This window comes from Rufibacter sediminis, assembly GCF_014269285.1.
Classification (GTDB): Bacteria; Bacteroidota; Bacteroidia; order Cytophagales; family Hymenobacteraceae; genus Nibribacter; species Nibribacter sediminis.
This window is the reverse complement of the sequence record NZ_JACOAF010000020.1, coordinates 209,540-222,399: the sequence shown is the minus strand read 5'-3', so window position 1 is coordinate 222,399 and position 12,860 is coordinate 209,540. Positions and strand designations below refer to the sequence as shown.

At 54.0% G+C, this 12,860-nt stretch carries 11 protein-coding genes; 5 read left to right on the top strand and 6 right to left on the bottom strand.

Annotated features, from left to right (window positions below; translation table 11 throughout):
* Window positions 1–355: 355 nt before the first annotated feature.
* The gene (locus tag H7U12_RS07625) at window positions 356–769 is read right to left on the bottom strand and encodes a hypothetical protein (RefSeq protein WP_186635429.1); all 414 of its coding nucleotides are present in this window, start codon (window positions 767–769) and stop codon (window positions 356–358) included.
* Window positions 770–817: 48 nt separating this feature from the next.
* On the opposite strand from H7U12_RS07625, the gene H7U12_RS07620 reads away from it, so the two are divergent.
* On the top strand, window positions 818–1,201 hold the full coding sequence (locus H7U12_RS07620) for a RidA family protein (RefSeq protein ID WP_186635427.1): 384 nt from the start codon (window positions 818–820) through the stop codon (window positions 1,199–1,201).
* A 99-nt stretch (window positions 1,202–1,300) separates the two neighbouring features.
* Here H7U12_RS07620 and H7U12_RS07615 read toward each other — a convergent pair whose 3' ends face one another.
* Complete coding sequence (locus H7U12_RS07615; protein WP_241749218.1) at window positions 1,301–2,293, bottom strand: YihY/virulence factor BrkB family protein; 993 nt, start codon at window positions 2,291–2,293, stop codon at window positions 1,301–1,303.
* A gap of 186 nt (window positions 2,294–2,479) precedes the next feature.
* Here H7U12_RS07615 and gltX point away from each other — a divergent pair, with 186 nt between their 5' ends.
* The 3 genes from gltX (at window position 2,480) to H7U12_RS07600 (ending at window position 5,372) form a co-directional block, all read left to right on the top strand.
* Window positions 2,480–4,018, top strand: a complete 1,539-nt coding sequence (gene gltX, locus H7U12_RS07610; RefSeq protein ID WP_186635424.1) for a glutamate--tRNA ligase — start codon at window positions 2,480–2,482, stop codon at window positions 4,016–4,018.
* 212 nt (window positions 4,019–4,230) lie between these two features.
* Window positions 4,231–4,596 (top strand): hypothetical protein, encoded by a 366-nt coding sequence (locus H7U12_RS07605; protein ID WP_186635421.1) that lies wholly within the window; start codon window positions 4,231–4,233, stop codon window positions 4,594–4,596.
* A 14-nt stretch (window positions 4,597–4,610) separates the two neighbouring features.
* Window positions 4,611–5,372, top strand: a complete 762-nt coding sequence (locus H7U12_RS07600) for a TIGR00266 family protein (RefSeq protein ID WP_186635418.1) — start codon at window positions 4,611–4,613, stop codon at window positions 5,370–5,372.
* Window positions 5,373–5,740: 368 nt separating this feature from the next.
* Here the strand turns inward: H7U12_RS07600 and H7U12_RS07595 are convergent, their stop codons facing one another.
* Both H7U12_RS07595 and lptB read right to left on the bottom strand, forming a co-directional pair.
* A complete protein-coding gene (locus H7U12_RS07595) occupies window positions 5,741–7,228 on the bottom strand; it encodes a GH3 auxin-responsive promoter family protein (RefSeq protein WP_186635415.1) in 1,488 nt (495 codons plus the stop codon).
* A gap of 304 nt (window positions 7,229–7,532) precedes the next feature.
* The gene (lptB, locus tag H7U12_RS07590) at window positions 7,533–8,264 is read right to left on the bottom strand and encodes an LPS export ABC transporter ATP-binding protein (RefSeq protein ID WP_186635413.1); all 732 of its coding nucleotides are present in this window, start codon (window positions 8,262–8,264) and stop codon (window positions 7,533–7,535) included.
* A 182-nt stretch (window positions 8,265–8,446) separates the two neighbouring features.
* On the opposite strand from lptB, the gene H7U12_RS07585 reads away from it, so the two are divergent.
* Window positions 8,447–9,205, top strand: a complete 759-nt coding sequence (locus H7U12_RS07585; protein ID WP_186635410.1) for a glycoside hydrolase family 25 protein — start codon at window positions 8,447–8,449, stop codon at window positions 9,203–9,205.
* A gap of 95 nt (window positions 9,206–9,300) precedes the next feature.
* Here the strand turns inward: H7U12_RS07585 and H7U12_RS07580 are convergent, their stop codons facing one another.
* Entirely contained in the window at window positions 9,301–9,672 is a 372-nt protein-coding gene (locus H7U12_RS07580; RefSeq protein ID WP_186635407.1) for a spore germination protein GerW family protein, read from the bottom strand.
* Between the two features lie 166 nt (window positions 9,673–9,838).
* Window positions 9,839–12,772 carry a S9 family peptidase gene (locus H7U12_RS07575; protein ID WP_186635404.1) on the bottom strand — a complete coding sequence of 978 codons (2,934 nt, stop codon included), beginning with the start codon at window positions 12,770–12,772 and terminating at the stop codon, window positions 9,839–9,841.
* Window positions 12,773–12,860: the final 88 nt, after the last annotated feature.

Genomic DNA, 12,860 nt, shown 5'->3' with positions numbered 1-12,860 from the left:
AAAACAGCCTGAAAACGACCTTACGTCTTTCTCCAACTACTTCCGCTGGCGCGAGCCTCTGGCTCGTGTCCGCACGCATTCCAGAGAGTATCTTGGTTCTGGCTTTTCAGAGCTTCGTCAGGCTGATTTATTACTATGATGTCTAAACCCACTCTGTCATCTTGGAAAGATCTTGTGGGCGAACTAGAAAGGCTGTGAAGCCGCGACTCTACCGCTTGCTCACAAGATCCTTTCAGGATGACAAAAAGGGGATCTGCAATGCGTGCGGACACGAGCGGGACGCTCGCGCCAGCGAAAAGATCAGTAAAAGCTATTCTGTTTTGAGGCCGTTTTCGCCAAAAGAGGCACTAAACGTTTACTTCTTACTCTTCACCAATTGGTAAAGCGATGCCAGGAAGACGAACGCCTTGTCTACGGGGCGGGCGGAATCTTCGCGGAGTGTGACTACTTCCAGAACCTCGCGGTTGATCAGGGGCTCGCCTATGAAACCCGCCAAGTGGAAGTTGAGCGGCGCATACGCCGAGGCAAACTCCGCTAGATTTACCTGGTTGGCGTTGAAGAACACGGTGAGTTTGTCGCCTTTGCCCTGCTGGTTGTACTGGGTCAGGCGTTCCGGTTGCTCGTGCAGAAGTAAATCGATGACCAGATCGGCCTGCGGAAGCCACGTTTTCAGTTCTGCCGGGTCCTGCAAATGAAGGTAGGCGCGGTTATAGAATTTCAGGCTTACCTCTGCCTCCTGCTCCTGGGTGGCTAAAACCAATGTGTTCATATTTCTGTACCTTTAAGCCTGTAAAGATACTGATTAACCCCTTTGTTTATGGCAACCAACCTCATAGAAAGCAAACAAGCGCCGGCTCCCATCGGGCCGTACAGCCAGGCCGTTCTGGCCGGCAACACTCTGTATGTCTCAGGGCAAATCGCGCTGGATCAGTCCACCGGCCAATTGGTGCAGGGCGACATCCAGACCGAAACGCATCAGGTCATGAAGAACCTCCAGTTCATTCTGCAAGAAGCGGGCATGGATTTCAGCCACGTGGTGAAGTGCAGCATCTTCGTGAAAGATCTCGGCAACTTCGTGGCCATCAACGAGACCTACGGCAGCTATTTCACCAGCAACCCGCCCGCCCGCGAAACCGTGGAGGTCAGCCGCCTGCCCAAAGACGTGAACGTGGAGATCTCCTGCATTGCGGTGAAGTGGTAATGATGTGAGAATGTGGAGATTTGAAGATGTGGAGATTAGGGAATTCTGCCAAACATTTTCCCATTTACACATCTTCAAATTTCCACATCTCCAAATCTATCAATCGTAATCCTCGCCCCTAGCCTTGGCCTCGTTAGGGCCGGGTTCATCGTTGAGGGGAGCGTGGCCGATTTCCTCTTCTTTGTTGACGACCCGTACGGCGTAGGTGGAGGGGTAAATGTTGGCACCGTAGCGGCGGGCGTACACCAGGGTGAACTGCGCGCCAAGGAAGATAATTTGAGAGGTATAGAATACCCAGGTGAGCACCACAATTACCGAGCCCGCGGCTCCGTAGATGCTGGCGAAGTTGCTGTTGCCCAGGTACAGCCCGATAATGGATTTGCCCAACGCGAACAGCAACGACGTTACAAGAGAGCCCACCCAAACATCGCCCCACCTGATTTTGGCATCGGGCAGGAATTTATAGATCAAGGCGAAAAGGAACGTTACCACCAGCGTGGAACCCACCAGGTTCGCCACTTGGGTGAGTTGCAGGATGGAAGGGTCTATCCGGTTGGTCAGGAAAGAAGTAATCGCGATGACCACCGCATGGATAACCAAACTCACCAGCAGCAGGAACACAATGGCCAGAATCAAAGCAAAGGACAACAGCCGGTCCCAGAGCAGTTTCAGGTACTCGTTGCGGGGCTTGGGTTTCACGCCCCATATCTGGTTCAAAGACTCCTGTAGAGACACAAACACCCCGGTAGCGCCAATGAGCAGGGTTGTCACGCCCACCACGGTGGCAAAGGTGAAGTCAGCGGAATGGTTGATATTCTCCACCATGTCCTGAATATCAGAGGCTCCCTTGCTGCCCAGCAGATCGCGCAATTGCTGGTACACCTGCCCGCGTACCGCCTCGCGGCCAAAGATGGCGCCTGCCGAGTTGATGATGATGATGAGAATAGGCGGAAGCGCGAAAATAGTGTAGTACGCCAGGGCGGCTCCTTTCTGGAAGGAGTTATTGTCTAGAAAGTCCAGCCACACTTCCACAATGATCCCCCACGCCTCTTTAAGCTTGTTTTTCAGCATGTAGTCGGTTTTCTTCCTCATACGCAGTTCTGGCGGCAGGTTTACAAACTTCTTGAGAAGCAGCCGTTTCAGGCAACAGAAATCCGCACCACCGCGCATCTTCCCCGTACAAGAATAATGGCGGCCGAGACAAGGTTTTAAAGGCAAAATTTCAAGAAAGACTTGAAATAGCGTACTTTTGCACCGCTATTGAAATACCTATATACCATGGAAAGAGAAGTACGAGTACGCTTTGCCCCTAGCCCTACCGGGCCGCTGCACATTGGCGGGGTACGCACAGCGCTGTATAATTATCTGTTCGCGAAGAAAATGGGCGGCAAAATGTTGCTGCGCATTGAAGATACTGACCAAACCCGCTTTGTGCCCGGCGCCGAGCAATACATCTTTGACTCTCTGGCCTGGTGCGGCATCACGCTGGACGAAAGCCCTATCCACGGCGGACCGCACGCGCCCTACCGCCAATCTGAGCGCAAGCCCATGTACATGGACTACGCCCTGCAACTGGTAAACGCCGGCCACGCGTATTACGCCTTTGACACCGCCGAGGAACTGGAGGAAATGCGTGAACGCCTCAAAGCTGCCAAAGTAGCCACCCCGCAGTACAACGCCATCACCCGCGCCACCATGAAGAACTCCCTCACCCTGCCCGAGGATGAGGTGAAGCGCCGGTTAGAAAGCGGTGACCCGTACGTGATTCGTCTCAAAGTACCTCGTAAAGAGGAAATCCGTCTGAAAGACATGATCAGAGGCTGGGTAATGGTGCATTCTTCGGCCATTGATGACAAAGTTCTGATGAAGTCCGATGGCATGCCGACCTATCACCTGGCCAACATCGTGGATGACCATTTGATGGAAATCACCCACGTGATCAGAGGCGAGGAGTGGTTGCCAAGCGCGCCGCTGCACGTGTTGCTGTACCGTTACTTCGGGTGGGAAGGCACCATGCCGGAGTTCGCGCACTTACCTCTGTTGCTGAAGCCAGACGGCAACGGCAAGCTGAGCAAGCGCGACGGCGATAAGTTAGGTTTCCCGGTATTCCCGCTGAACTGGGTTGATCCGGTAACCGGCGAAAAATCCAGCGGCTACCGCGAGGCGGGTTACCTGCCAGACGGTTTCGTGAACTTCCTGGCCTTTTTGGGCTGGAACCCGGGCACGCAGCAGGAAATCTTCTCCATGGAAGAACTCATTGAGGCCTTCAGCATCGAGCGCATCGGAAAATCCGGTACCCGTTTCGATATCCAGAAAGCCCGTTGGTACAATGAGCAGTACCTGCGCGCCAAACCAGACGCAGAACTAGCCCAGTATTTATTGGCCGCTTTACCAGAACAAGGCATTGAGTGCTCGCCAGAGCGCGCCGAGAAGATTGTGGGCCTCATGAAAGAACGCGTGACCTTCCCGCAGGATTTCTGGAAAGAAGCTGCTTATTTCTTTGTGGCACCCACGCAGTACAATGAGCAGGTAGCGGCCAAGAAATGGTCGGCGGCGGCGGCCGGTGCTTTTGAGCAGTTCAGAAATGAGCTGGCTTCTCTGCCAGAGTTCAACGCTGACTCGGTAAAAGCCCTGTTGCTGCAGATTCTGGAGCGCAACGGCCTGAAAATCGGACAAGTGATGCAGGCGCTCCGCATCGCGTTGACCGGCGTAGAAGCAGGTCCGGATCTGATGGCCATTATTGAGATCATCGGAAGAGAAGAAACTGAGAACCGTATTGACGCTGCTTTAACCAAACTGGCCCAATACGCCGCCTAAGCTTGCTAGCCGTTTTAAGGCTGTTTTAAGGAAAACAGGTTCAAAACAGGAGATCATATCAAACCTGATCCGCCGTGATAAACAAGTGCTTCTGCTTGCTTATCACGGCGGATTCTTTTTAATTCGTTTATCCTTCTTCGGGATTTCCCGTTTGTAGTAAGAGCAACTGACCGGGCGGCTTCGCGGTTTGCCCGGGCGTAAACCCTACGACTATGGCAAAGAAGAAATCTGATAAGGACAAACCAGAGAACAAGCCGGAGAAAAAAGCGAAAGTACACCCTGAACTGGAAGGCTTCGAGATCAAGATCAATCCCTTGGGGGATATTACCTCTAACTTCAACATTGACCAGCTCAATTCTTTCCTGGACCGCAACGTCTCAGACAAGAAACTGGTAGGCGACCAGGGCAAGAAGCGGGCCCAGGAAGAAGACGAGGAATTCCCTATTGAGGAAACCGTGGACGAGGAAGAGAACGAGGAGGATTTCTTCAAAAAGAGGGCATCTTTAGACGATGACGAGGACGACGATTTCTCTGAAAAAGGAGAGAAACCGGTGCCTCCCAAGCCGAAGAAAAAATAAACCTAACCTCTCATATGACATCCCACGAAGTAGATTACCGCATTCACGGCGCAGACATTCAGGTGCTGGAAGTAGAACTGGACCCGCAGGAAACCGTGATTGCCGAGGCCGGTGCCATGGTCTTCATGGAAGACGGCATCCAGTTTGAAACCAAAATGGGCGATGGCTCCAACCCTGCCTCGGGCTTTTTAGGCAAACTGGTGCAGATGGGCAGCCGCGCCATCACCGGCGAGTCACTGTTCATGACGCACTTCACTCACCGCGGGTACGGCAAAGCCAAAGTAGGCTTCTCGGCCCCTTATCCGGGCACCATCATGCCCATCAACCTGGCCGAGTTTCCGCAGGGTTTGGTGGTACAGAAAGACGGTTTCCTGGCCGCAGCCCTGGGCACCAGAATCGCCATGCACTTCAACCAGCGTTTGGGCGCGGGCTTCTTCGGGGGCGAGGGCTTCATCATGCAGCGCCTCACCGGCGATGGCCTGGCCTTCATCCACGCGGGCGGTACCGTCATTGAGCGGCACCTGCACAACGAGACCCTGCGCGTAGACACAGGCTGCGTAGTGGCCTATGAAAACGGAATCGACTTTGACATTCAGCGGGCAGGTGGCCTGCGCTCCATGGTTTTTGGGGGCGAAGGACTTTTCCTGGCCACCCTCAGGGGCACTGGCCGCGTCTGGATTCAGTCTATGCCGGTGAAGAAACTGATTCAGGCACTGATGCCGTACGGCGGAAACTCCAACAAAGAAGGTGGTTTACTGAGTAGCTTCCTGGAATAGAAGATGTTTTCCATACCATTTCACCAAAACACCGCTAAAGCGGTGTTTTGTGTTTTAGGCCTGTTTTAAAGAAAGTAGGTTCAAAATAGACAGCGTAGATTCTCCCCTTGAGGGGAGTTAGAGGGGTGTTTACACCCATCGAACACGCCTTGCGTAAGCTATCCACGATGCTACGCCTACGGCTCTTTCGGATTTGTAATCCGAAAGAGCCGGGAAAGGGATTTGTAATCCCCTACTTTTCCCCACGGCTCCCGGCGGATTACAAATCCGCTTCTCCTGAGTTCGGGATTTCAAATCCTGAACAGCTGCAGACAGCTATAGAAAAGGGCAACCACCAAGGATTGCCCCTACATGCAATTGTAAGGGTTTTACCGCAAGTTGTTCACCTCCAGAATCTCTTCCAGGTACTCGCGGTTGTTGGCTAGGCGCGGTACTTTGTGCTGACCGCCCATTTTGCCTTTGTGCTGGAGCCAGTTCAGGAAAGCGCCGGACGGAGCCACGGTAATGAGGGGCGGCTGCAGCGCCAGGTCTTTCTGACGTTTGGCATCGTAGTCTGAGTTGACAGTACGCAGGGTCTGGTCTAATACTTCGGAGAAATGCGCTAGGCTGGATGGTTGCTGGGAGAACTCGATGACCCATTGGTGCCCGCCTTTGCTCTTGCCCTCAAAGTACACCGGAGCGGCCGTGAAGTTGGTGATGGTGGCACCTGTGGCTTCGCAGGCTTTGGTAATGGCAGTCTCGGCGTTCTCCACCACTACCTCCTCGCCGAAGGCGTTGATGAAGTGCTTGGTGCGTCCGGAGATCTTGATGCGGTACGGGTCCAGCGACGTGAATTTAACGGTATCGCCAATTTTGTAGCGCCATAGCCCTGCATTGGTAGAGATGATAAGCGCATAGTTTTTGCCTAGTTCCACCTGGTCCAGGGTCAGCACCCGTGGGTTCTCCTGCTCGGTTTCTTCCATGGGGATGAACTCGTAGAAGACGCCGTAGTCCAGCATCAAAAGCATCTCGTCTTTGAGGCTGGGCTCATCCTGTATCCCGAAGAAGCCTTCTGAGGCGTTGTAAACCTCCAGGTAGTTCATCTTGTCTGACGGAATCAACTGCTTGAACAGCTCGCGGTACGGCCCGAATGCCACAGCGCCATGCGTGAATAGCTCCAGATTAGGCCATACTTCGGTGATGTCTTTGGCCCCGGTTTCCTCTAGAATGCGGTTTAACAGTACGTAGGTCCAGGTGGGCACGCCCGAAATGCTGGTCACGTTCTCTTTGACGGTGATCTCCACCATCTTTTCAATTTTCTCTTCCCACTTGTCCATGAGCGCTACCTTAAGCGGCGGTGTGCGCATGGCCTCGGCCCAGAGCGGCAAATTCTGCATGATCACCGCCGAGACATCGCCGCAGCGCGTTTCTGAGTTGAACTCGTTGGGATGGTGGCTGCCGCCAATGGAAAGCCCTTTGCCGGAGAAAATCTTGGACTCGGGATAATTGTTCACAAAGATGGAGAGCATGTCTTTGCCGCCCTTGTAATGACAGTCTTCCAGCGCCTCCGGAGTAACCGGAATGAACTTGCTGCGAGCGTTGGTAGTCCCAGAAGATTTGGCGAACCATTCCACTTTGCTGGGCCACAGCACATTCTGCTCGCCGCGCATCACGCGCTCAATGGACGGGTACAGGTCTTCATAGGCGCAGATGGGCACCCGCTCCTGAAACTCACGCACGCTCAACTTGTCTGAATAGCCGTACTTTTGGCCCCACTCGGTGTTTTTGGCCGTAGAGATGAGGTTGGAAAACAATTCGTTCTGCACATCATGCGGATACTTCCTGAAAAGGTCTATCTGGTGAATCCTCTTCTTCATTACCCACGTCACAAGCGAATTGATTATCTCCACGAATTAATTGTTGATTGTTAGTTGTTGATAGCCTAAAAGTATGAGCTTGTACTGTTATATAGCTTTTTGGTTTCCGATGATAGCAGTTAACCTTCTATAAACGTCCTTTCCTTCTCCCCCTTGTCATCCTGAAAGGATCTTGTGGGCGAACAAGAGAGCCGTCAGCTATGGAAAAACGCCTTCCCTTTTGTCACCCGCTTTTACAGCTGGCCCACAAGGTCCTTTCAGGATGACAAAAGAAAGTGTAGTTCTTAGAATAACTAACAATCAACTAAACTTTCCGCTTCAGCTCGAAGTGCTTGCCCAGGTACACGCGGCGCACCTGTTCATCGGCGGCGAGTTCTTCGGCGGTGCCGGCTTTCAGGATTTTGCCCTCAAACAGCAGGTAGGCGCGGTCTACGATGGAAAGGGTTTCGTTTACGTTGTGGTCGGTGATGAGGATCCCGATGTTCTTGGTCTTGAGCTTGGCCACAATGGTCTGGATTTCCTCTACCGCAATGGGGTCTACCCCGGCAAAAGGCTCATCCAGGAGCACAAACGACGGGTCTACGGCCAGGGCACGGGCAATCTCGGTACGGCGGCGTTCGCCCCCGGAGAGCACCACCCCCTTGTTTTTGCGCACGTGCGTGAGCGAGAATTCCTCCAGCAGTTCCTCCACCTTCTCGCGGCGCTCCTGCTTGGATTTATCCGTCATCTCCAGCACAGACATGATGTTCTCCTCCACGGTCAGGTCCCGGAACACCGATGCTTCCTGCGCCAGATAGCCTACGCCTTTCTTGGCCCGCCGGTACATGGGCAGTTCGGTGATGTCTTCCTGGTCCAGGTAAATACGCCCGGAATTGGGTTTCACCAGCCCCACAATCATGTAGAAAGAAGTGGTCTTGCCGGCCCCGTTGGGCCCCAGCAGCCCTACAATCTCGCCTTGGTTTACCTCCACGCTCACATCGTTTACAACCGTGCGAGACTTGTATTTTTTGAACAGGTTTTCAGAACGTAAAATCATTGCCTTAAAATTAAGGAATAAACCGCAGATGTGGTATGGTAACGCAAAAGAGCTTCGGCTACGTACATGCCGCGGGTAAGGTTATAGACGCAAGTATAAATTTTCAAACAAAGTGATTGATCTCTAGGGAGATTGCTTGCGGATGCTGTCTAATAGCTGTACCTTTTACTACTTTTTCACCCATGCGTTTCCCTGCTATGTTTTCCGTGTTGAGGAAAGCGGTCCGTCGCTCAGGAGTGGCGGCTGCCTTATGTACTTTCTGTGTAGCCTTGCTGAGTGCCGGCTCTAGCCCTTCTGCTTTCCTGCATGGCATTGATGTGTCCCGGTACCAGAAAGAGGTAGACTGGAAACATGTGAAGGAGTCCAACATCAACTTCGCGTTCATCAAAGCCACCGAAGGCGATTTCCTGAGAGATCCTTATTTTGCCCGCAACTGGGAGCACAGCCGCCAGCAGGGCATCAAACGCGGCGCATACCATTACTTTTTGCCCTGGGTAAGCGTTGACAAGCAACTGGAGCACTTCATCAATACGGTTTCCCTGGAGCCCGGCGATCTGGCTCCGGTGCTGGATGTGGAGACGTTCGCCCCAGATCTCCCGGATGCGCAGATCCGCAGTGACATCCGTCGCTGGCTTAGCGGCATTGAGAAGCATTACGGCGTGAAACCCATCATCTACACCTATCAGGCTTTCTATGACCGCAAACTGCGGGGCCATTTCCCGGGATATAACTTCTGGATTGCCCGTTACCAGAACGTAGAGCCTTCTACCCACGCCAACGACAAGATGGCTTTCTGGCAGTATTCTGAAAAAGGCACCGTAAAAGGCATTGACGCCCAGGTAGACGTGAACTGGTTCTACGGCGATTTAGAAGCCTTGAGCGCCTACTGCGTTCCGGCCACGTTGCCTGCGTCCAATGAGGTAATCGCCCAGACGAAGTAGTTTTTCCGCTCTTTTCCAGAAAACAGGCCTAAAACAGAGAACAAGACCAGCCTTGATCTGACCTAAGCTACCGCATAAGTCCTGGCTTGCGCAGGTTACTTTCTTCGCTTCGCCAGAAGCCAGCCTATGGCCAAACCCACAGCCGTTCCCAGGAGAAACGTCTGGGGCGACACTACCGGAATAAATCTGGTTTTCTTCTCCGTAATCTCAAACACCCCTTTGGGGATGGTGTATAAGCCCGCTCCGGCCCCGAAGCCTTCGCCTTCGGCGGATTCTGGTTCATGGGCGTTCTTCGCGCCTTGCCCAAAACCTCCGCCTAATCCTAACGCCAGCTGCGCCACCGGAATAATGGTTTTGCCCTGCGTTTCTATGGGTTCGCCAAAGATGTTCTTAATGGAAGCATTCCGGTTCAGGCTGCCCACGACCAAGGCACCTATGTTTTTATCTTCTGAGGAGGTAGGTTGCATATCCGATTCTTTTCTCCGCTTCTGTACCGAACTCTCCCCCGGAAAGTTGCCTCTTCCGCTACGGCGGCCCATGCAAACTTGAGTTCTCTCCATAAAAAACGCCCAGCCCCTTGGTTAAAGAGACTGGGCATTTTTGGGCCCTTTTCCGAAAAGAGGAATAAAACGACTACTTGATAGTAGCGGGCGGGGTAGCGGTGGCGGGAGCCGGTTGTTGGCCCGGCGTGGGCGTGGCAATAGCGGGTTCCTCAATCAGCTCCAGACCGTATTCCTTGCCTTTCACCAGGCTAGGAACGCCTTTCTTCATCCAGGTAGGTTCCGGGGCTCCTTTCAGGTAATGATCAAAGAACTGCGACATGCGCACCGAGAGGTCTTTGCGGTTCTTGCGCTGCATGAGGTTGTGGGCCTCGCCGTTGTACACCAACAGCCAGACCGGCTTGTTTAAACGGCGCAGCGCCATGAACATCTCAATGCCCTGGTACCACGGAACGGCACCGTCATTGTCGTTGGCCATCATCATCAGCGGGGTTTCTACCTTGGGCGCGAAGAACAACGGGGAGTTCTCGATGTACTGCATGGGCTTCTCCCACAGGGTACCGCCAATGCGGCTCTGGGTGCGCTCATACTGGAACTGACGGCTCATGCCGCTCTCCCACCGGATTCCGCCGTAGGCGCTGGTCATGTTGCTCACAGGCGCTCCGGCCATGGCGGCTTTGAACATATTGGTGCGCGTCACCAGGTAAGCCACCTGGTACCCGCCCCAGCTTTGCCCCTGTATGGCCATGTTCTTCTCGTCCACAAATCCTTTCGCTACCAGGCTCTGCACGCCCGGAATAATGCTGTGATACGCGCTCTCGCCGGGATAGCCGTCTTTGTAGATGATGTCCGGGACAAACACCAGGTAGCCCTGACTCACGAACAACGGAATGTTGATGGTAGAGGCGCTGGGAGCCGGAGCGCGGTAGTTGTGCAGCGTCTCGGCGTTGCGCTCATAGAAATACACCAGCATGGGGTATTTTTTCTTCGGATCGAAGTTCTCTGGCTTAAACAGCAGTCCTTCCAGCGGAACCCCGTCATCTGAGCGCCAGTCCACCAGTTCCACGCTGCCCCACAGGTACTCGCTCTGCTGCGGGTTGGCGTTGCTGATTTTCTGCGGCGTAGTGAAGTTGGTGTTGGTGACCCACAGATCAGAATACTCCTTGAAGCTGGCTTTCCGGAACACGAGGCGATCGCTGTTCTTGGCTTTTCTAACGCTTACGAAGCTATACGGCTCCATCGTGATTTTCTGCGGGGTTCCGGTTTTGGTCACGTAATCGGTGTAGAAACCGGCGTCTTTGGTCTTGAGGTTCAGGGTGCGCAGCAACAGTTTATCGTCTACCGGAACTACCCGCAAACTCGGGTCCAGGCTCAGGTAACGGAACTGCAGGTTGTTCTGGCGGCCGTAGCCATCGGTGATGTTCACCGCCGCGGCTTTTCCGGCGGGGTCCAGGCGCCAGATGTCGTAGCGGTCATTCACCAGCAGGTATTGGTCATCTTTGGTCCAGCCGGTTAAGCCGTAATCATCCGGAAGCGTGGGCATATCATTCTGCTCATCGTAAAAGGCGACTTTCAGCTTTTTGGTCAGGTTCACGGGAGTGGAGGCTTTCACGGACATCGTTTTCCAGGTGCTGTCTGAGGGCTCATACCAGTACAGGTATTTCCCGGCGGGCGAAAGCCGAGGGGTGCCGCGGGTGTCTTTCACGGCCAATTTCCGGCTACCGTCCTTCACGTCAATCAGCCAGGTATCCTGCCGCGAAGGCGTGTCATACCCCACGCTTAACAGGTAGTTCACGTTGCTGCTTCCCACGGCCACATCGGCGTTGCGGCTGGGGTTCAGGGCCACATCCGGAATCTCCAGGGTAGCCAGCTGCACCATTTTCTTGACTTTCAGGTCATATACCGCCAAGAACGAGCGCTTCTGCTCCCGCTCCAACTGCTTCAGCTGCATGGGTTGGATGAGCGGATCACGGTAGGTCCAGACATCCAGGCTCACTTTGTCCTCGTCTAGTTTGGTCGTGTCTTTCTCGTATTGGGTTGGTCTGGGAAACGTCCCAAAAAACAGGCGGTCACCTTTCTCGGAGAAGCCCAGCTGTGCGTGCTCGCTCACCATCCATTTCGCCGGCATGCCCTTGTAAGCGGTATCGGCGATGATGCGCGCGCGGTTGTCTTTGGCGGTCCAGTGCTGTAACTGGAAGTACCGAAGGTCTTTGCCCGTGCTGTCTTTGCTGGACACGAAGGCCAGTTGCTCCCCGTCTTTGTCAGACACCAGGTTTTTGTAGGTCACGCGCCCGCTGTCTAGCGGCATGGTTTTACGCGAAGCGGTGTTAAAGGCGAACACGCCACCTTTGCTCAATGAGTCTTTCGCGGCTTTCACGAAGAACAGGCGGTTGCCTTTGTCTGAGAACAGGAAATCGGTGACGCGGTCAAAACGGTACTCCTGCCCAGTGGGTAAATGGCGTAGCACCAGCTCCGTGGCCTCTTCTTTCTTACCCGCGCCTGCACCCGTGGCTCTGGCCGGGCTCTTGGTCGCGGCTGGAGCCGGAGTAGCAGTTTTCGTCTTACTGGTGTCTTTGGCCGCTTTGGTAGCCAGTTGAGCCTCTAAGTGGTAGGCCAGCCACTCGCCGCTTTGCTTGGGCAGTTTATAGGATTTCACCCGTGCCACGTACTGGGCGCTGCCTTTGCTCAGATCCAGAATCGCCAGGGAGTCTTTGGGCATTTCCTCGGGCTTTTTCTTCTTCAGCTTGGCCTGGCGGGTAGTGGCATAGGTAGGTTTCACCTGGAAAATCGCAAACCGGCTGTCTGTGGTGAAGGCACTGCGGTAGCCGCGCGGAAAAGTCTTGCCGGAGTTCTGGGCCAGATCCCGCAGGTGCAGCACGCCGTCGCCTTCCTGCGGATTCACGGCATAGAGCAGGTATTTCCCGTCGTTGGAAAGCGAGTCTGCCTCCACGCTTTTCCATGAGTCGTACACATCATGGGTTAACACTTTCTTGGCGGGCGCCTGCGCCTGCGCCGTGAATGCGCCTGCACTCAGCAAGAGCCCCGCCAAAAGGATTCTGGGTTTCATGATAAGGGAGAAGTTAGGTAGTGTAAGGAAGTCTAAAAATACACGATCTGCCTTTCACATGCGAACTTCTCCCCGGTTAATGCTGATT